General features: G+C 61.5%; 20 protein-coding genes and 1 tRNA gene. 8 read left to right on the top strand and 13 right to left on the bottom strand.

Translation table 11 applies throughout. From position 1 onward, the window contains the following. Positions 1-71 precede the first annotated feature (71 nt). On the top strand, positions 72-1,688 hold the full coding sequence (gene gpmI / locus ACH9L7_RS01130; RefSeq protein ID WP_396611920.1) for a 2,3-bisphosphoglycerate-independent phosphoglycerate mutase: 1,617 nt from the start codon (positions 72-74) through the stop codon (positions 1,686-1,688). Between the two features lie 7 nt (positions 1,689-1,695). Here gpmI and ACH9L7_RS01125 read toward each other — a convergent pair whose 3' ends face one another. Beyond that, entirely contained in the window at positions 1,696-2,337 is a 642-nt protein-coding gene (locus tag ACH9L7_RS01125) for a TVP38/TMEM64 family protein (RefSeq protein WP_396611919.1), read from the bottom strand. Between the two features lie 90 nt (positions 2,338-2,427). Between ACH9L7_RS01125 and ACH9L7_RS01120 the strand changes: the two genes are divergently transcribed. Next, positions 2,428-2,799: a DUF5830 family protein gene (locus ACH9L7_RS01120; protein WP_396611918.1), complete on the top strand. Its 372-nt coding sequence runs from the start codon at positions 2,428-2,430 to the stop codon at positions 2,797-2,799. Between the two features lie 53 nt (positions 2,800-2,852). Here ACH9L7_RS01120 and ACH9L7_RS01115 read toward each other — a convergent pair whose 3' ends face one another. Then, entirely contained in the window at positions 2,853-3,902 is a 1,050-nt protein-coding gene (locus ACH9L7_RS01115) for a hypothetical protein (protein ID WP_396611917.1), read from the bottom strand. 128 nt (positions 3,903-4,030) lie between these two features. Between ACH9L7_RS01115 and ACH9L7_RS01110 the strand changes: the two genes are divergently transcribed. Continuing rightward, positions 4,031-4,179 (top strand) — tRNA-Met (locus tag ACH9L7_RS01110). 28 nt (positions 4,180-4,207) lie between these two features. On the opposite strand, the gene ACH9L7_RS01105 is transcribed toward ACH9L7_RS01110, so the two are convergent. Next, positions 4,208-5,221 carry an alcohol dehydrogenase catalytic domain-containing protein gene (locus ACH9L7_RS01105; RefSeq protein ID WP_396611916.1) on the bottom strand — a complete coding sequence of 338 codons (1,014 nt, stop codon included), beginning with the start codon at positions 5,219-5,221 and terminating at the stop codon, positions 4,208-4,210. 184 nt (positions 5,222-5,405) lie between these two features. Next, the gene (locus tag ACH9L7_RS01100) at positions 5,406-8,108 is read right to left on the bottom strand and encodes a BGTF surface domain-containing protein (RefSeq protein ID WP_396611915.1); all 2,703 of its coding nucleotides are present in this window, start codon (positions 8,106-8,108) and stop codon (positions 5,406-5,408) included. Between the two features lie 748 nt (positions 8,109-8,856). On the opposite strand from ACH9L7_RS01100, the gene ACH9L7_RS01095 reads away from it, so the two are divergent. The 4 genes from ACH9L7_RS01095 to ACH9L7_RS01080 all read left to right on the top strand — a co-directional run bounded on the left by ACH9L7_RS01095 (position 8,857) and on the right by ACH9L7_RS01080 (position 10,886). Beyond that, positions 8,857-9,267: a type IV pilin gene (locus ACH9L7_RS01095; protein WP_396611914.1), complete on the top strand. Its 411-nt coding sequence runs from the start codon at positions 8,857-8,859 to the stop codon at positions 9,265-9,267. Continuing rightward, positions 9,267-9,740, top strand: coding sequence for a type IV pilin (locus ACH9L7_RS01090; protein WP_396611913.1), 474 nt, complete (start codon positions 9,267-9,269; stop codon positions 9,738-9,740). The genes ACH9L7_RS01095 and ACH9L7_RS01090 overlap by 1 nt, the downstream gene beginning before the upstream one ends. Positions 9,741-9,845: 105 nt before the next feature. Next, the gene (locus tag ACH9L7_RS01085; protein WP_396611912.1) at positions 9,846-10,313 is read left to right on the top strand and encodes a type IV pilin; all 468 of its coding nucleotides are present in this window, start codon (positions 9,846-9,848) and stop codon (positions 10,311-10,313) included. 102 nt (positions 10,314-10,415) lie between these two features. Then, positions 10,416-10,886 (top strand): type IV pilin, encoded by a 471-nt coding sequence (locus ACH9L7_RS01080; RefSeq protein WP_396611911.1) that lies wholly within the window; start codon positions 10,416-10,418, stop codon positions 10,884-10,886. A 48-nt stretch (positions 10,887-10,934) separates the two neighbouring features. Here ACH9L7_RS01080 and ACH9L7_RS01075 read toward each other — a convergent pair whose 3' ends face one another. From ACH9L7_RS01075 to ACH9L7_RS01060, 4 genes are all read right to left on the bottom strand, one after another. Then, the gene (locus ACH9L7_RS01075; protein WP_396611910.1) at positions 10,935-11,123 is read right to left on the bottom strand and encodes a hypothetical protein; all 189 of its coding nucleotides are present in this window, start codon (positions 11,121-11,123) and stop codon (positions 10,935-10,937) included. 51 nt (positions 11,124-11,174) lie between these two features. Further along, positions 11,175-11,744 (bottom strand): DUF1684 domain-containing protein, encoded by a 570-nt coding sequence (locus tag ACH9L7_RS01070; protein WP_396611909.1) that lies wholly within the window; start codon positions 11,742-11,744, stop codon positions 11,175-11,177. An 88-nt stretch (positions 11,745-11,832) separates the two neighbouring features. After that, positions 11,833-12,816: an aldo/keto reductase gene (locus tag ACH9L7_RS01065; RefSeq protein ID WP_396611908.1), complete on the bottom strand. Its 984-nt coding sequence runs from the start codon at positions 12,814-12,816 to the stop codon at positions 11,833-11,835. Positions 12,817-12,978: 162 nt separating this feature from the next. After that, a complete protein-coding gene (locus ACH9L7_RS01060; protein WP_396611907.1) occupies positions 12,979-13,242 on the bottom strand; it encodes a hypothetical protein in 264 nt (87 codons plus the stop codon). 366 nt (positions 13,243-13,608) lie between these two features. Between ACH9L7_RS01060 and ACH9L7_RS01055 the strand changes: the two genes are divergently transcribed. Beyond that, complete coding sequence (locus ACH9L7_RS01055) at positions 13,609-13,890, top strand: transcriptional regulator (protein ID WP_396611906.1); 282 nt, start codon at positions 13,609-13,611, stop codon at positions 13,888-13,890. Positions 13,891-13,893: 3 nt separating this feature from the next. On the opposite strand, the gene ACH9L7_RS01050 is transcribed toward ACH9L7_RS01055, so the two are convergent. The 5 genes from ACH9L7_RS01050 to ACH9L7_RS01030 form a co-directional block, all read right to left on the bottom strand. After that, positions 13,894-14,832, bottom strand: coding sequence for a DMT family transporter (locus tag ACH9L7_RS01050; RefSeq protein ID WP_396611905.1), 939 nt, complete (start codon positions 14,830-14,832; stop codon positions 13,894-13,896). 160 nt (positions 14,833-14,992) lie between these two features. After that, positions 14,993-16,324: an ABC transporter ATP-binding protein gene (locus tag ACH9L7_RS01045; RefSeq protein ID WP_396611904.1), complete on the bottom strand. Its 1,332-nt coding sequence runs from the start codon at positions 16,322-16,324 to the stop codon at positions 14,993-14,995. Further along, the gene (locus ACH9L7_RS01040) at positions 16,317-17,483 is read right to left on the bottom strand and encodes an ABC transporter ATP-binding protein (protein WP_396611903.1); all 1,167 of its coding nucleotides are present in this window, start codon (positions 17,481-17,483) and stop codon (positions 16,317-16,319) included. Before ACH9L7_RS01040 ends, ACH9L7_RS01045 begins: the two co-directional genes overlap by 8 nt. 1 nt (position 17,484) lies before the next feature. After that, entirely contained in the window at positions 17,485-18,549 is a 1,065-nt protein-coding gene (locus ACH9L7_RS01035) for an ABC transporter permease (protein ID WP_396611902.1), read from the bottom strand. A gap of 16 nt (positions 18,550-18,565) precedes the next feature. After that, positions 18,566-19,564 (bottom strand): ABC transporter permease, encoded by a 999-nt coding sequence (locus tag ACH9L7_RS01030; RefSeq protein ID WP_396611901.1) that lies wholly within the window; start codon positions 19,562-19,564, stop codon positions 18,566-18,568.

The raw sequence follows: 19,564 nt of genomic DNA, 5'->3' as shown, positions 1-19,564 counted from the left end.
TCCGGCGGACGCCAGAGTCAGCGACTGCCGAGAGCGAAGGACAATTAGCCGGGCACGCTGAATTGCCGACAATGAAAGCAGCCCTCGTCATCCTCGACGGCTGGGGTCTCGGCGACCACGACCGTCGGGACGCCGTCAAGGCAGCGAACACGCCCAACTTCGACCGCTACCGTGACACCGGAGCCTTCGGGACCCTCGTCACCGACGGCCGCCGTGTCGGCCTTCCGGACGGACAGATGGGCAACAGCGAGGTCGGCCATCTCAACATCGGGGCCGGTCGCGTCGTCAAGCAAGCCTACACGCGCATCGGCGACAGCGTCGAGGACGGGTCGTTCTTCGAGAACGACGCGCTCACTGGGGCGCTCGACTACGCCGAGGAACACGACGGCAAGGTCCACTTGATGGGCCTCGTCTCCGACGGCGGCGTCCACTCCGACCAGGAACACCTCTACGCGCTCATCGAACTCGCAGCGTCCCGGGGCATCGAGGCCGTCACCCACGCCTTCACCGACGGCCGCGACACCAGCCCCCACGGCGGCGAGGAGTACCTCTCTGACCTCGAAGCGGTCATCGACGAGCAGGGAACTGGGCAGGTCGCAACCGTCAGCGGACGCTACTACGCGATGGACCGCGACGAGAACTGGGAGCGCACGAAGCGCGCCTACGACGCCATCGTCGAGCGCGAGGCCGACTGGACCGCTGACACAGCCGTCGAAGCCGTCACGGAATCGTACGACCGCGGCGAAACCGACGAGTTCGTCGAACCCACGCTCGTCGACGACGCACCCACACTCGACGACGGCGACGCGGTCATCTTCTTCAACTTCCGCGCCGACCGCGCTCGGCAACTCGTCCGGATGCTCGCCGACATCGAACCCGAGTGGGACTTCGAAACGACGCCGCCGGAGATACTGCTGACGACGATGACGCAGTACGACAAGACGTTCGACCTCCCGGTCGCGTTCCCGCCGGAACAGCCCGAAGACACCATCGGGGACGTACTCTCCGAAGCTGAGATGACACAACTGCGCCTTGCCGAATCCGAGAAGTATCCGCACGTTACCTACTTCCTCAACGGCGGGCGCGAAATCGAGTTCGACGGCGAGATTCGACGCATCGTCGAGAGTCCGGATGTGCCGACCTACGACCTCCAACCCGAGATGTCCGCGCCGGAACTCACCGACACGGCCATCGACCTCATCGAGACCGAAGAGCCCGACGTGATGGTTCTCAACTACGCGAACCCGGACATGGTCGGCCACACGGGCGACTACGAGGCGGCTATCGCGGCGGTCGAAGCGGTGGACGAGCAACTCGGACGACTCGTCGAGACGGTCCGCAACCACGGCGGCCACGTCTGTATCACCGCCGACCACGGCAACGCCGACGATATGGGAACAGCGGAAGACCCTCACACGGCCCACACCTTCAATCCGGTTCCGTTCGTCTACCTGATTCCCGAAGACGACGACGAAGACGAAGGCGAAGACGAAGAGTTGAACGACGCTGGCGAAGACGAAGAGTTGAACGACGCTGGCGAAGACAGCGATTCCGACCCCGAGCGCCCGCTTTCCGGTGGTCGAACCGTCCGAGAAGACGGGTCGCTGTGCGATATCACGCCGACGCTGCTCGAACTCGTCGGCGTCGACCAGCCGTCCGCGATGACGGGCGAATCGCTCCTCAGATAACAGCGACTCAGCCTCTGTCCACGCCCGTCCCGCCCCGGTAGCGTCGATACGCTGGCGGGACGAGAAGCGACACGCCTGCCAGCGCCGCGAGCACGGCGAATTCGGGTTGAATAACCGCCTGCAGCGACTGCGTCGTGAGCGTCTCGACGGATGCACCCGCAACGACGCCAGCGATAGCCCACGGGAGTTCTCCGACTGCGGTCCCGAGGACGAACGCGCCCAGTGGGACGTTCGATACGCCCGCGGCCACCGAGACGATGTCCGAGGGGATTGGAAGCAATCTGCTCGCGGTCACGCCGCGGACGGAGCCTGTCACTGCGACTGTCTGCTCGCCCACGTCCGCGAGCGTCCCTGCCCCGCCGAAGCGACGAGCGAACAAGAACGGCGGGACACTCGTCAGGACGATGAGCGCGAGCGCAAGGGGGACCGCCGCCGGGCCGAGACCGAACCCGACCACCAGTGCGAGGAGCGTCGTCGGCCACGCGAGAAGCGGACGGACGAGAGCGAGGAGACTCACCGCGACCACGAGTCGCATCGGGTCGGCGGCTATCCACGCCGTGCGGGCGAAGACCGTCTCCGGAGAGACAGCGAGTGCGCCCACGAGGACGAAGAGAAAGACGAGTCCAAAGACGAGTCGAGTCCGAGTCACGGCGTCTCGACCGTGAGTGCGCCCGCGGCGACCAAACGCTTTGTGCTTCGGTGGGCTTTAGCCCGCGCCGCCCCGATACGGAGTCGAATCGTGACTGGTCCGACACGCGACGAGCGCGTGGAACTCGCGCTCGAACTCCTCGCCCACCTCGAAGCCGACGAACTCTCGCTCGCCGAGGTCGTCGACCGCATCGAGACGGTGACGACAGACCCGACACTCACGCGCGACATCCTCGATACCGCGGAGATGCGCGGCATCATCGACCGAGATGGCGGCCGAATTCGGCACAACCGCGGTGGCACGTTCGTCCGGTTCGAGAGCCAAGTCGTCCAGAAAGATGGCGACTTCGACTGCCGCCGCTGCGGAGCGTCGATTTCGACGGGCCACTTCGTGCAGTTCGAATCGGGCGAACTCGGACCGTTCGGGTCGTCCTGTATCAGAAAAGTGCTCGGAAGAGAATAAGAGAGAAAAACGGCGCGTCGAAAACGACCAGCGCGTGCGATGCGTTCCGCCGCCTACCGTCCGCGTCGTAACTCGTCGATGAGTTGTTCGATGAGTTCCTGCTGATACCGAATCTGTTCGCCCTGCGCTTCGACGACTTCGCGAAGCGACTGAATCTCCGCGACGATGTCTTCGTCTGTCGGCACCGACTCGTCGGCAGGTTCGAAACCGGACCCCTCGAAGCCGAGGTCCGCGGCGTCGGCAACGTTGGTCGTCGTCGACTCGACGGGCTCGGACTCTGTCTGACCGCCGGTCGTGGATGTGGCTTCGACCGGTTGGCGCTCGACACTCTCGGCGCTTTTCTGTTCGCGGGTCGAGTTGTTCGGTTCCTCCGTGAGTTCCGTCGGGTTGGCACTCAGCGGGTCTGGCCCCTCGCCGAAGTTCGTGTTGTCCCGCTCGGATTCCGCCGCTTTTTGTTCCTGTGCGTCGGCCATCTTGACGCGGAACTCTTCGAGGCTGCCGACGCTGTGGTACTCACAAAGCGCCTTCGAGAGCTTCTCGCGGACGAGTCGTGCGTCCTCGTTCGGCGTCTTGAACCGCTCTTGGCGGCCGTCGACGGTGAGGACGACCGTCGTGGCGACGCTGCCGGACTCGAACGACAGGTCAGTTACGTCGTCGTAGTGATACGTCTCGTAGTCTTCGTCCCACACCGCGCTTCCGATGTGGCGGACGACCCGCTGTTCCGTGACGACGAACGTGAGTTCGCTGAAGCGGAACGCTTCGATGAGACGCTCGTCGTCTTCGACGACGCCCGCGCTCGTGAGGACGCCTTCGAGGATTGGCTGGAGTGCCTCGTCGAGTCGCTTGGCCGACAGCCCGAACGTTTCGGACCCGTCGAGACCGTAGTCGAGCGTTATCTTCGCCTTTCGTCGCCCCTCTTTCACCGCTACTCGTTCGGCGGCGTGCGAGAATTCGTCGACGGACTCGTCCGAGAGCAGGCCCTCGGCGCGGTAGACGAGGGTCCGATTCGGAGTCACAAACAGTTCGTCCTCGCCCCCGAGGTGGACGCGGGACACCACGGTCTCCCCGTCGAGGATGGACTGGACGATCTCCGGTTGGCTCATGCGTTGAGTCACCCAGTGTTGGGGCATAAATCCGTGGGTGATGCGACGAATCGAGCGCCGTGGTGACTCCTCCCGAAGCCGTCGGAGATGAGAAGGTTAAATACAACCACCGCACAACGCCAAGTTGAGCCCGGGTGGCTTAGCTGGACATAGCGCCGCACTCATAGGGTTTCACAATCGGTGCGGAACGCCTTGGAAGCCTCCGCCCCTCGCGAGGTCATGCCGGCCTCGCACCTGGGACATGCGGAGATCGTGGGTTCGGAGCCCACCCCGGGCATTCGATACTTCTCTCGAATCAACTCTCCTTACGGAGTAACGACGATTTTCCCGACGCTGGTACGGTTCTGCATCGCGTCGAACGCGTCTGCCGTCGCCGCCAGCGGATAGGTTTCGTCGATTTCGGGCGTCAACCTGCCGTCTGCGACGAGTTCAACGAGAGTCGAAAGCTCCGGTTGTGTCCCCATCGTACTCCCGATGAGTTGCTTGTGTTTGAGGAATATGCCGGGCACGTCTATCTCTGAATAGCGTCCGGCTGTGCCACCACAGACAACCATCCGACCGCCGCGACGGAGTACGTCGAGTCCGAGTTGCGTGTACTCCCCGCCGAGATGATTCAACACAGCATCCGGTGTCCCGACCTCGCGCACCGCCGCACGGATGTCGTCGGGGTCAGTTCCGTGAATCGCGTGGTCGAGACCAATCGCTTTCATCCGGTCGAGTTTCGAGCGTGACGAGGACGTGCCAACCGTGCGTGCACCGAGAATATCGGCGAGTTGGACACCAGCGACCCCGACTCCGCCGGTCGCTCCCGGGACGAAGACAAGGTCTCCCGGACCGACCGCCGCTTGACGAAGCATGTGGTACGCAGTCAGATACGCTGTCGGAAGAGCGGCGGCCTCCGTCGAACTCACGTTTTCGGGGAGTTCGATGAGACGGTTCGCATCGACCAGCGCGGTTTCGGCGAGACTTCCGTGAAACAGCGTGAACGACTCACAGCGGTTCTCGGGGCCTTCTCGGCAGAACCGACAGGTCCCACACGTCTGGTTCGGACAGAGCAGGACGCGGTCGCCCGGTTCGACCGCAGTCACATCGTCACCGACGGCACGAACCTCGCCCGCCAGGTCGAGACCGGGAACGAATGGAAGGTCTTCTGTATCGTATCTCGTGTCCGCGCCGTTCAGAATCCACAGGTCGTGGTGGTTAATCGACGCCGCCTCGACAGTCACCAGCACTTCGTCGGGTCCGGGGTCTGGCGTTGGTCGTTCGAGTATCGAAATTCCGTCTGGACCGGTGAATTCAGTGAGTGCTGCGACACGCATCGTGTCGCCTTCGGCGGCCCGGACCAAAAGGAATCGGGCGGCGTCTGGGGTTACCGGTCACCGTCAGACAGAACCAGAGACGATAGCTGTCGCTCGTCGAGAGAGACTGAATCGCTGCCGCTCACGGTGTGAGCGTCGAAAGAAAGAATGGAGCCGGGAAAATCCCGGTAGTTAGCTATCCGAGTTAGTCGCGACGGACGGCGAGGAGCGCCGCAGCGACGAGGGCGACGAGGGCGACAGCGATACCGAAGCCGGGCGTGCCGGTATCGGTCGTCGTCGTCGTCTCGGTCGTCGTCGTCGTCGTCGTCTCGGTCGTCGTCGTCGGCGTCTCGGTCGTCGTCGTCGGCGTCTCGGTCGTCGTCGTCTCGGTCGGCGTCTCGGTCGTCGTTTCAACCGATTCGACGACTTCGCCGTCGACCTCTTCGTCAGCAGCGGCATCGCCTGCGGCGGATGCCGTCACGGTGAAGGTGTCACCGATGTTCTGCTCGGAGAAGTCGAACGTGCCGGAGAACGTGTTGTTCTCGGTCACGTAGACCGTCGCCGTCTTGAGGAAGCGCGGCTGGGTGTCGCCGTCGGACTTCACGCGGAGCGTGATTTCCGTACCGGGGGCGACGTCGGTCGTACCAGAGACAGTCTGGTCGGCCGCGTTCGTGACGTTGACCGGGTCCATGTCGAACGTGTGCTCTCCTTCGATGTGCTCGTAGGAGGCATTCTGCGCAGAGTCATCCTCGACCAGCGCGATGTTGCTGGACGAGACATCGTCCTCACCGACCATCTTGAACTCGACGTTGAACGCGTCGTCATCTTCGAGGTCGACGCTCGTGGTCTCGTCGGAGTCGATGACACCATTGTCGTCCTCGTCACGGACCGCATCGATGTCTTCTGTGTCGAAGACGATGAAGTAGGTGTCGTTGTTACCGTCAGCGATCACCGACGCGTTGCTGACGTTGATGATCTTGGGGTCGCGGTTCGGACCAGGGTTGGACTGGTTGACCGTGAGACGGTAGGAGTCGTTGTAGGCGCCGCTGAAGAAGTTCGGCGTCTCGTCATCCTCTGCGCCGACCGAGCCTTCGAGGCCGGGTGCGACGACCTGGATGACAGCCTTGTCGCTGAAGGCGATCTTGGTGTCCTGCGTAATGTTGCCGTTTTCGAGCGCTTCGTTGACATCGTCGAGGTCACCGAAGGACTCGCTGCTGGGGGCAGTCCAGACGTTGACCGTGTCGACGGAAGCTTCCTCGAGGACGAGGGTACCGACGTTGTCGGCGTCCACCGACGAGTCCGCACCGGTGCGGATTTCGAGGTCGTAGTCGCCGTTGTCGATGAGGTCACTCGTGGCCAGGCCGACATCCGTGTCTCCGTCGCTGCCGGTCAGAACGTCGTCGTCATCGTCTTCGACATCGAAGACGTCACCGACCGTCGTGCTGTCGGATTCAGAGCTGTCCCAGAGGACGACGACTTCGCCGTCGTCGTCGCCGTCTTCGACGGTGACGTTAGCCTGGTAGCCCTGGTCTCCGGTACCGACGGTGACGGTAGCCGTGTCGGTGTTCGAGAGCGAGATAGGGATGGCGACGACGTCACCGCGCTGGTCGGTGACGACGTTATTGACGAAGTTCGCCTTACCTTCACCGGCCTCGGTGACCGTGATCGTGTCGGATTCAGCCGTTACGGCGGAGGCCTTGTCGATAACTTCAACCGAGTAGTTGCCCGTGCCGATGTCATCGTGAGATGCGTTGAACTCGAATTCGTACTCACCCTGACCGTTCGTGTTCGCGGTGATGGTAACGTCTTCGACTTCGTCGCCGTCATCTTCGAGGAGACGGACTTCGATGTCACGACCGCCAGCGTTGGCGGAGACCGTTCCTTCGATGAGGTCCTCGTCAGTGACGTTCAGGTCGTCGATTGCGACTTCGAGACCGAGGTCACGGACGACGATTTTCCCGTCCTGGCCGGAACCGATTGTCACGTTGTAACGCTCGGTCTCACGGTTGGACGTGTCGAAGACGAAGACTTCGGAGTTCGAACCGGTGTTACCGGAGCGGAAGAAGCCTTCGTTGCCGTCTTGGGTTTCGTCGGACGTGATTTCGATATCAGTGCCGACGTTACCGTCGGTCAGCGCAACAATCTCGCCCTTGTAGGCGTTGACATTGTCCGTGTTACCATCTTGGACAGTAACAGTTGCGACCGTAACGGACGCGTTGTTGTCGTCATCGAGACCTTCGTCGACGTTGTTGCCGTCGAGGTCGGTCACGTCGTCGCCGACGGTAAGCTCGATGTCACCAGTGTAGAGGTCATCCGTTTGGAGGACGAGCTGACCGTTGCTGTCCTGGGAAACGCCCGTGATGGCACCGGACTGAGCGTCGCCGTCCTGGTAGAGCGTGAAGTCGCCCGTACCAACGCCGCTCATGTCGATCTGCTCGCTGAAGGCGAGTTCGATGATGTCACCGGAGCCGTCGTCGTAGTGAACGGCCGAGTCGAGCTCGGGGTCGCTGCTGTCCGAGACGGTGAACGTATCAGAGTCGTCGTACGCCGTACCGTCGGACGTTGCGGAGGCGCTAGCGATAGCGCCAGCCGTGTAGGACTGACCGCCGGAGAGGCTCGAGACATCGATAGTCTCGGAGAACGACATACCGGAGCCAGCAGACGTGTTGTTCGTGTGCGGTTCGCTTGCCTGGAACTGTCCGTCACTGTTCGTGTCGACGAAGACAGTGACGTTGGTGTCTCCAGACGCCTTGTCGCCGCTTACCGTCAGCGTATCGCCGCTGATGGACGCGGAGACGTTAGACGCAGCCGCAGCAGCACTCCCCGTAAACGCGATGGACCCGGCAAAGACCGAGAAGACCATCAGCGCAGCGAGAAGTACCGCGCGGATTTGCTTATTGCGTGTCATTGTTGTTGATGGGTGTTGCAGTCGGGGACACCGTTTTCGTCGATCCTCGGGTTGAGTCGAGCCGGGCAAGACCCGGACCGAGGTGGGGTACTCACAGGTGTCTCCATGGGCAGGGGTACGATTGGACCTGTTGGGCGTTCACGGTAAATACTTTGTGTGATTGTCCTAATCTGAAACGTTAACAAACGGATGGTACAGGGCCGGAAACGCCAATGTGTCCCACAAAACATATGTGTCCGGAATGTATACCTGATTAACGCGTGCGCACGCCACCTTGGGTAGGAACGATGTCCCCGGTTCCCCCGGGGACTTCTTCGTTCTCGATGATACACTCCTGAGCGTGACGCTTCTTCGAAATCGGTAACAAACTCGTCCGATTCTCGCGCTCCGCCCGCGTGTGCGAGAAGACAAATAAGAATTGCAGAGGCTCAACACTTAGCAGTCAACCGCACAGAGTGCCACCTGCTGTTCACAGCGAGCAACCACCTCTAACGTGTCAGAAGTTTTTAACCATTCTCAGATTTCGAACGGCATTCTGGACTTAATAGCCATATAAATCCTATATTAATCGAGGATATACTGGGCGTAATCCCCCATTAATCTGGCACCTAATTTTAAGTAACCCCACGATAACCAACGGTTGGACACACCAAGACGGCCACCGGGCAGGGGAAACTGCAACCCATCCCCTATGGTGCACTCCTTGAGTGACATCAATGGCTGTCGGGGTGTGGGACACACGCAACACATGAAGCTTAAGAATCTCTTCACGGAAGACCGCGCAGTTTCGCCAGTCATCGGGGTTATCCTGATGGTGGCTATCACCGTCATCCTCGCAGCCGTCATCGGGACGTTCGTCCTCGGGCTGGGCGACCAAGTGCAGGAGACGGCACCCCAAGCGAGTTTCGCATTCGACTACGACGGAACCGACCTCGTCATTACTCACGAGAGTGGTGAGGCGGTTAATAACGACAGTGTGACTATCGTTGACCCCAGCAACGAAAACAACTGGCCAGACAGCGATGGGAAGATCACCGCTGGAGATAGCTACAATCTTACCAGTTTGAATGCTAACGACGGCGACACCGTTCGCATCGTCTGGACCTCCGAAAGTGGCAGCACGTCGTCCACCCTCCAGAAGTGGACCTACAACGGATAATGAACGTCAAAGAACTCCTCGCTGACAACGACGCAGTGTCGCCCGTTATCGGGGTCATCCTGATGGTAGCCATCACTGTCATCCTCGCCGCGGTTATCGGGACGTTCGTCCTCGGACTCGGCGACCAGGTGAGCGAAACGTCTCCACAGGCGAGTTTCAGCTTCGACTACGTCGATAACGGGACCAACGACACCCTCCAAGTGACGCACGACAGCGGTGAGGCAATCACGGCAGACAGCGTTAACCTCTCGTCGAGCGTGACGTTCCAGGAGTACACGTCCTCTGGTCTCGTCGACAGTGCCAACGATTCGAAGACGTTCGAAGTCATGAACGTCTCTGGCGACGTCACCGCCGGTAATTCGGTCAACGTCGCAGGTGGCGATTTCAACAGCGCGACGTTCCGCATCGTCTGGACCGCTGAATCGGGTTCCACCTCTGCAACGCTGCAGAAGTGGTCTGGACCGGACGCCTGAACCGGCACCTAACTTCCGTCCTCCGTTCTTATTCAGATGTGATAACCTCCCGATAGCCTTAGGTAATCGAATTCGAATAGTCATCTACGCACACATTCAGAGACTATGAAATTCCAAGAACTTCTCACAGACGACGGCGCGGTGTCGCCCGTTATCGGGGTCATCCTGATGGTGGCGATTACCGTCATCCTCGCCGCGGTTATCGGAACGTTCGTCCTCGGACTCGGCGAACAGACGGAGACGGCTCCGCAGGCGAGCTTCAGCTTCGATTACGTTGATGATGGCTCGAGTGATAATCTGACTGTCACTCACGACAGTGGGCAGTCAATTTCGAGTGACCGGCTCAACCTTAGTTCGTCAAGTGACTTCGAGTACTACACTGGGGGTTCACTCGATGGCACTTCGAACTCTAGTAAAACGTTTGCCGACATGGAGGTCACTGGCGATGTCACTGCAGGAACCTCTGTGAAAGTTGGTGGCGATTTCAACAGCGCGACGTTCCGCGTCATCTGGACCGCAGACTCTGGTTCCACCTCTGCCACACTCCAGAAGTGGTCCGGCCCGGACGCCTGAACCGACACCTAACTTCCGTACTCAATTCTTTCCGTCTGAAAACCCCCGACAGCCTTAGGTTAATTCATTAACAATAGTCAATTGTTAACACATTCAGTGACCATGAACATTCAAGAATTCCTTACAGACGACGAGGCGGTATCACCCGTCATCGGGGTTATCCTGATGGTGGCTATCACAGTCATCCTCGCCGCGGTTATCGGGACGTTCGTCCTCGGGCTGGGCGAACAGACCGAGTCAGCACCACAGGCGAGTTTCAGCTTCCAATACAACCAGAGTACTGACGACTACCTCAACATCACCCACGAAAGCGGTGAGGCAATTAGCTCTGACCAGTTGAGTGTGAGTACGGGGGTCAATTTTGACTCAATCGGGAACGATAGCCTCAATAAGAAAAGTGCAACGTGGACCGAAATCAGAGGCGGAACAGCGATAGATGTTAAAGCGGGGTCTGCAGTGACAATAACCGGAAATAGTAGCACACTTGACGACCAAACTGTCCGCGTCGTCTGGTCGTCTGAGTCCGGGTCCTCATCCGCAACGCTCCAGAAGTGGACTGGTCCGGACGCGTAACCGCGGAGAAGGTTTTTTCGAACGGCGATTCTTCGTCGGTGAACCGTTTTAGACCGGACGGCCGCCTTCGGACGTGCCGACCAGCCACGTGCCGAGCGTGAGTGCGGCCGCGGCGGGAACGAGTGCGAAGGTCATCGTCTGGGCAGATCCGGGGAGGGCACCCGGTACGATTCCGAGAGTCCCGACGACCATCAGAACAATCCCGATGAGCGCTCGAGGCGAGCTGAGTAGTCCCATGTGGTGTTTCTGCGGAATGGGGCGATATGGAACTTGCGCTTTCGCGTCGACCTACGACGACTCGTATTTCTTCTCGCCCGCGGGCACGACCACGTCCAGCCAGTTTTCCTCCGGCGGGAGCGGACAGTCGAAGGTGTCTGTGAACGCGCAGAAGGGGTTGTATGCGAGGTTGAAATCGACAACGACGGTGTCGAGGTCCGAAAGCGGCACGTCCGGCGTGAGTTCCATGTACCGACCGCCGTCGTAGGTCTGCTGGCCGGTCGTCTTGTCGCGGAAGGGGACGAAAAGCGTCCGCGAGTCGTCGTGTTCCTGTCGGTACGCTCCGAGTTCGAGGTCGGTCTCCCGGAGTTCGAAGCTGAAGGTCGCAACGCGGAGGTATCGAACCTCGCGACCGGTGGACGTGTCCATCACGACCGGTTCGGGGTCAGGGTGCGACTCGACGGTCGCCGTCACCCGAAAGTCCGGGTCGGGGCCGAAGTAGTCGAGCCCATCGAAGTCGTCGCGTTCCGCAGGCGGAATGGGGGTCTGTGGGTGGCTGCCGAAAAAGTCGTCTTTCTCGCGGCGCTTCGCCCGAAGCTCGGTCACGTAGGCGTCGGGGTCGAACGCGTCAGCGTCGGTCATGGCCGGGGGTATCCACCGGTCACACCTACACCTGACGGTTCCGCGCGCTCAGCCGGTCGCTCCGGTCTGGGCGCGTCCCTCGCTTCGCTTATGGAGACTGATTTCGCTTGGCGGCTGAGAGCCGCTGGAACTGCTCAGCCGTGAGATCGATAGTCGCAGCAGCGAGGTCCTCACGAAGCTGACTGACGGTTCGGGCTCCGATGATTGGTGCGGTGACCTGCGGGTGGGTGACGAGCCATGCGAGACTGACCTGCGCAGGGGTGGCGTCTACTTCCTCGGCGATGGCCTCGACGGCGTCCAGCACATCGAAGTTCGCCGACGTGAGATACGAGTCGGCGAATCGCTGGTCGGTCGCGGCACGCGAGTCCGGCGGCGGTGACTCGCCGCGGGTGTACTTCCCGGTGAGGAATCCACCAGCCAGTGGCGACCAAGGGACGACACCGATGTCGTAGTCGGCACACATATTGAGGTAGTTCCCCTCGATTTCGCGGTTGACGACGTTGTACCGGGGCTGTGCGATGCGGAACGGTTCGTAGCCGCGTTTGTCGGCGAGTTCGTTCGCCTTGACGACCTTCCAGGCGTTGGGCTCCAGTGTCGAGGTGCCGAGATAGTTGACCTTCCCATCGCGGACGAACCCGTCGAGCGTCCGCATGAACTCGTCGACGGGTGTCTCGTTGTCCCAGCGGTGGATATACAGGAGGTCCACGTAGTCCGTCCCGAGCCGGTCGAGGATACGGTCAATCTGCCTCCGGAGGTGCTTTCGACTGAGGCCGCGTCCGTTCGGGTCGTCCCGCGTCGGCCAGTAAATCTTCGACGCGATAACGAAGTCCTCGCGGTCCCGCGTCGAGAGCCACTCGCCGATGTAGGTCTCACTCGCGCCGTCACCGTACATGTCGGCGGTATCGATGAAGTTCCCGCCAGCCGCGGCGTACGCGTCGAGGAGTTCGTGCGCCTGGTCGGGGTCGACTTCCACCTCGTTGGCATCGTTACGGCGACCGAACCGCCACGTACCGAAGGCAATCTCCGACACCTTCGTCCCGGTCCGTCCCAGTGGAACCGTCTCGAGCGACATACGAACTGCGACGGACGGCCGGTGGTAAAATTCCCCGGTTTTTCGACACACAGTTCGACGGTTGTTGCACTCGGCAGGTGAGTGGTCGAAGATATCGAAAAGAAATGCGGGGAAGGGCGGCGGAGACAGGGAGTGGAGACGGGGGTGAAGCGGGGCCGTTCGTTATCGGGCGTAGTTGTGTCCGACGACGAGGGCGATAGCGTTGACCGCGACGAGGGTGACGAAAACCGTGATTTCGCCTGATTTCAGACCATCGTGCAGGAGGGGCAGATACAGGAAGGGGAGGGCAACGGCAGTCCAGAATCCAACGAATCTGAGTGGGGCGGCGACGAGTTTAACGCCGGTGTTAACGTTCTGTGCGTCCGTGATCACCTCTCTTAGCTGGGAGAGGCGCTCGCGGGGGACCGTTGATGAGGAGCTTGACATAACGGAGGGCTCACCTACAGATTCTATATCGACGTGAGGGGTCATAATTCCACGCTAGTATTCGTCTCGTTTTACCCTCATTTAGGCGGTATATTCTTATAAAGGTGAAATTTTATCGACGGCTCAGAAACGTTCTAACGATTTATAGCGGCATCTAACTCTTTTATTCTGGTAATCTATTTGATGACTTGAACCGTCGTGTGCTGGTGACTATCTGGTTCACATGCCACAGTTCGGTAGGAGGTCGTGAATACGAGACGTTCAGAACTCGTAGAGAGTTAATGTGATCCAAGGGCGGGAAAGTAGTCAGTTGACGTGACGATTCGTTCCCGTAGCGATTTATCCGGCCGGTCCGACGAGGGAACCATGGCCGACCTCAATCGCATCGCCAAGCGCATGTACAACATCCACCCGAACTCCATGCACCTCGTCGTCGGCGACGATATCGAGGGGACGTTTACGCTCGACAGCGCGGAGTTCTTCCAGACCGACTTTCAGGCGGAAGGAACCCGCGAAGGCGACGACGCCACCTATCGGTTTACGACGACCGAAGACAACGACGCCGTTATCGTCGGCCGACAAGCACACGGTGACGACGGCTGGCAGATGGTCGGGAAAGTCGTCTCTGTCGAACGAGTCGACTCGTAGGGGTCAGTCTGCCGTGTCGAGGCCGCTGTCGCCGAATCGGTGCCGGAGTTCGCGGCGAATCGCGCCGCGCTTCAGCAGGACGAACCCGAGGAAGATGAGTCCGAACCCACCGGCCGTCGCCGCGTTCGGAACCTCGCTCAGGAACGCCCACCCCGAGAGGGCGGCAAAGAGCGGAGCCACGTAGGAGACGAGGTTAATCTCGATGGGGCCGAGTCGTTCGAGCAGGTCGAAGTAGATGAGGAAGCCGAGCGCGCTGGCCGCTATCGAGAGGTACGCGAGCGCGAGCATCGACTGCATCGTCACCTCGACACTCGCAATGGACTCTCCGAGGCCGAGCGAGACGACGTGCATCAACAGCGCGCCGCCGAGCATCGACCACGCTTCCATCGTCTCGATGGGGAGGTCCGAGTCGACCCGACGGGTGAGGACCGCTCCGAGGGCGAACGCAGCGGCCGCGCCGAAGATAAGCAGTTTTGCGACGGTACCACCCGCGAGGAGGTTTGCCGGGTTGAGTTCCGACAGTACCGCGACGCCGACCAGCCCGAGGAGCATCCCGACGATTCCCAAGGGCGTCAGTCGCTCACTCGGGAGCAGTGCCCGCGCGAAACTGCTCGTGAGGACGGGACTGAGACTCACGATGACGGCGGCGGCGGCGCTCGTCACCGTCGGGTCGTTCTGGCCGATAAACAGCAACACGTGGTACGCGGCGATGAGCAAGACGGAGCCAATCGCGACTTCCGTCCACTCGGCGCGCCCCCGTGGGAGCGGCGAATCGGTCGCATAGAGGGCGTACACGAGCATCACGACGCCAGCCACGTCGTATCGGAGCGCGGCGAAAAGCACCGGCGGGAAGTACGCCAGTCCTGCCTTGATGGCCATGAACGCGGAGCCCCATACAGCGGCGAGAACGATGAAGAGTCCGAGGTTGCGGTACCGTGTCACACAGGTGATGTGCTATGCGGGGGCCTGAACGTTTCGCTCCGGGGTGGTTTCGCCGGAATGTCGGATTCCTCCCACGGCTGAAGCCGTGGGCTTCCTCCCTGCATCTCTGTGAATCGACCCGTACGTCCACCCACGCAGACCGCCGGGCGGTGCCGGGCGGTCAGTCGTCGGCGGAGACGAGTGTGTCTGTTGCCGTTTCGATGACCTCGACCTCGTCCGACCCCTCGTAGAGGTGGCACGCGGCCGGGTGGTCCGTATCGCCCACGCCCGGACGGCGTGTCTCACACGGACTTTCGAACGTTTCACGGAGTCTCTCCCGTGTCTCCTCGATATCGCCGTCGGCGAGGTGACTGAGTGCGGTATCGACAGCGCTGGCGACTTCGCCTCTGAGTTCGGCGTCGACGTGTCGCGCTCGGACTTCCGCCATGAACGCCGCTTCGTCGGTTCGCTCGGGGTCGGCAGCCTCCCAGATGTGGTCCGGGTTCACGTCGCCGACCGCAAGCGCGTCGCGAAGGTCCATCACGGCGCGGTAGGTCTCTTGGTCGATGTCGAGGCCGTCCGGCGGGATGACCTTCGGACAGCGCGTCCGGAATCGACAGCCTGACGGCGGGTTTCGCGGCGAGGGAACGTCGCCAGAAAGCGCTTCGACCCGGCGACCGTGTTCGCCGGTCGACGGGCGCGGAACACTCTCTAAGAGCGCCTCCGTGTACGGGTGTTTCGGCGACTCGAACAGTTCGTCGGTCGGACCCAACTCGACGATATTCCCGAGGTACATCACGGCGACGCGGTCACAGATGTGCCGAACCACCGAGAGGTCGTGAGCGATAAACAGGTACGTCAGTCCGAACTCGTCTTGCAGGTCGCCGAGGAGGTTGAGTACCTGCGCCTGCACGGACACGTCGAGGGCCGAGACAGGTTCGTCGAGGACGATGAACTCGGGTTCGAGCGCGAGCGCGCGAGCGACACCGATACGTTGGCGCTGTCCACCAGAGAACTCGTGCGGATAGCGGTCGAGTTGACTCGACGAGAGGCCGACCCGCTCTAACAACTCGCCAACCTTGTCCCGCCGCCACTCCCGTTTAGACTGCTCGCCGGGGTCGGACGGCAGGTCGTGAATCCGAAGCGGTTCGGCGATGATTTCGCCGATGGTCATCCGCGGGTCGAGGCTCGAAAACGGGTCCTGAAAGACGATTTGGGCGTCTTTCCGGAACGCTTTGAGTTCGTCCGAGTCCATCTCGAAGACGTTCTCGCCGTCGAACTCGACGGCTCCGCCGGTTGCCTCGCGGAGTCGCAACAGTGTCTCGCCCGTCGTCGACTTCCCACACCCGGACTCGCCGACGAGTCCGAGCGTCTCGCCCGGTTCGATGTCGAACGAGATGCCGTCGACGGCTTTGACGCTCTGTCGCTCGCGGCCGAGCAGCGTGTCGACGAGCGTGTCCTGTTCGTAGTAGTACTTCTGGAGGTCGCGAACCGAAAGCAGCGGGTCAGTCATCGGCCATCACCTCCTGTTCGAGCGCATCGGCTTCGTCGTACTCTCGTTCGGCCAACACGCAGCGAACGCTGTGGCGGCCGTCGACATCGTATTCAGGGATGCGCATCATGCAGTCTGTCATCGCTTTCGGGCAGCGGTCCGCGAAGTAGCAGGCGTTGGGCATCTCCGAGTCGACGAGACTCGGAACGTTCCCCGCGATGGGTTCCAGACGGTCCGACGGGTCGTCGATGTCAGGGACGGAACCGAGAAGTCCCTGCGTGTACGGATGGACCGGGTTGTCGAAGATGTCACCGAGGGGGCCGCGCTCGACGACCTCTCCGGCGTACATGACGCCGACGCGGTCGCACATCCGGGCGATGACGCCCAGATTGTGCGTAATCATCAAGATGCTCATCCCCGCTTGTTCCTGCAGGTCGCGCAGGAGATTGAGAATCTGTGCCTGAATCGTCACGTCGAGCGCAGTCGTCGGTTCGTCGGCGACCAGAATATCGGGTTCACCAGCGAGCGCCTGCGCAATCATCGCACGCTGGAGCATCCCGCCGGAGAACTGGTGTGGGTACTCATCGGCCCGGTCTTCCGGGTCGGGAATCCCTACCTGTTCGAGGAGTTCGACGGCGCGGTCCATGCTCGCGTTGGAGACGTAGTCCTGACCGGGGAGGAGCGTATCGAGGACGGCAGAGCCGAGTCCGTAGCCTTGCGTCCGCGAGCGGGTGCGGCGCGGGTTAGCACGGGCGCGACGTTGGACCTCGACCGCCTCGGCGATTTGCTCGCCCACGGTAATCGAGGGGTTGAAACTGCTCATCGCGTCCTGGAAAATCATGCTGAACGACGGCCCGCGAAGTGACCGACGGACGCCCGCAGGAAGTCGGCGAACGTCCACGAAGTCACCATCGACGGCCTCCGGTCTCGACCCGCGGAACTCGTCGGCGAGGTCGGGACTCCGATACCAGACTTCGCCGCCGGTCACGCGGCCGGGGGACTCGATGAGGTCGATGACCGACAGCGCGGTGACGGATTTCCCGGACCCGGACTCACCGACGATGCCGAAGATTTCGCCGTCTTCGACATCGAACGTGACCGAATCGACGGCGTTGACTGTCCCCTCTTCGGTGAAGAAGCTGGTCGAGAGATCCCGAATCTTGAGGATGGGGTCGGCCATCTCAGACACCTCCCTCCCCTTCGATGCCGGGGTCGAGTGCGTCGCGGAGCCAGTCGCCGAGGAGGTTGAGGCCGACGACGGTAATCACGATTGCCAGCCCCGGTATCGTCGAAATCCACCACGCAGTCGACTGATATTGGCGGCCGAGTGCGATGTCGAAGCCCCACGACACGTCGGCCCCGGAGAACCCGAGAAACGACAGCGCGGATTCGAGCAGGATGATGGCCGCAACCTGAATCGTCGCCAAGACGAGGATGGGGGTAATGGCGTTCGGAAGGACGTGTCGAAGCACGGTCCAGCCGTCGCTCGCGCCGAGCGCGCGCGCGGCCTTCACGTACTCTTCTTCGCGTATCGAGAGCGCCTCGCCACGTGCGACGCGGGCGAACCACACCCAGTTGACGAGCGCGACGACGACGATGACCGTCCCCGGGAGGACGACCGTGTCGGGCATTCCGGTCGTGAATCCGAGCGCGGACCGGAACGCGGGTGCGAGTCCGGTCACGACGAACGGGTCGGGGAACGGTGCCTGCGCTTGCCCCCAGACGCCCACGAGGGCGATTGCGAGGACGAGCGACGGGAACGCGAGCATAATGTCGGCACTCCGCATCAACACGTCGTCCACGCGGCCTCGGTAGAACCCGGCTGTCAGGCCGACGAGGACGCCGATGAGAGCGGCCAACGAGGTTCCGAAGACGCCGACGAGGATGGACGTTCGGGCACCGTAGATGATGCGAGAGAGGATGTCTCTCCCGTTACCGTCTGTCCCGAGTGGGTGTGCGACGGTCGCGTTCGTGTAGACGGTTTGCTCTTCGGTGACGACTTCACCGCCTTCGATGACGACGCTCCCGTTTTCCATCTTGGTCACCTCCTTGGTCTCTTTGGTGCTGAATCCCAGCGGCGGGAGGCGGGCCTCGTCGAGGTTCTGTTTTCCCGGACTGTACGGCGAAATGAACGGCGCGAAGACCGCCATCAAGAGGATGAAGATGACGATGACGATGCCAATCTTCGCGAGAAGGCTCCGCCTGAGTTCGCGGCGGAGATTCCTGAGTGTGCGTTCCGATATCATCGATAAATGGCGTGGTTCAATCGTATGCCACCTGTGGGTTGACGTACGCGTACAGCGCGTCAACGAGGATGTTCACGAGGACGAAGCCAACGGCGACGACGATGAGCGACCCCTGAAGGACCGGCCAGTCGCGCGCGTTGATGCTGTTGATAATCAACGTCCCCAGCCCCGGCCACGCGAAGACGGCCTCCGTGATGACGGCCCCACCGATGAGGGTACCGAGTTGGAGTCCGATGACGGTGATGACCGGGATGAGCGTGTTCCGAAGTGCGTGTTTGTACCGCACGAGGGTCTCGGGGAGACCCTTCGCTCGCGACGCCCGGATGTAGGTCTGTCCCAACTGGTCGAGCATCCCGCTGCGGGTGAGTCGCGTGATGAGCGCCGTGAAGTACGTCCCGAGCGTGATTGCGGGCAGCGTGATGTGCCACAGCCACGTGGTCAATCCATCGCTCGCCTCGCGGAGGTTCCCATCAAAGAACAGCATCAAGACGCCGTCGATGCCGATGGGTCGTTGGCTCGTCGGGAACAGGTCGAACTGCACCGCAAGGATGATGATGAGCATCACACCCAACCAGAAGTTCGGCGTGCTGATGCCGACGAGCGAGAACACCGTCGCACCGTAATCGGCGGGCTGGTGGCGGCGCGTCGCCGAAATGACGCCGAGCGGAATCGCGATGATGATGGCGACGATGGTCGCCGCGATAGCGAGTTCGAGCGTGGCTGGGAGCTTCGCAAGCACGCGCGCGGTGACGGGCGTCCGCGTCACGAGCGAGAAGCCGAGGTCACCGACCGGAATGCCCGAGATGAACTCCCAGTACTGAACGTAGAGTGGTTCGTTCAACCCGAGTTCGGCGACGACCTCCGCTCTGACATCTGGGTCGACATCCGGCGGGAGCAGGACGTTCGCCGGGTCGCCGGGGGAGATAAACCGAAGTCCGAAGACCACGGTGATGACTCCCCAGATAACGAGCAGCCCCTGCAGTGAGCGCTTGACGAGGAACCTCGACAGCGACAT

Source organism: Haloferax sp. S1W (assembly GCF_044593955.1).
GTDB lineage: Archaea > Halobacteriota > Halobacteria > Halobacteriales > Haloferacaceae > Haloferax.
This window is presented reverse-complemented; position numbering and strand designations above follow the sequence as displayed.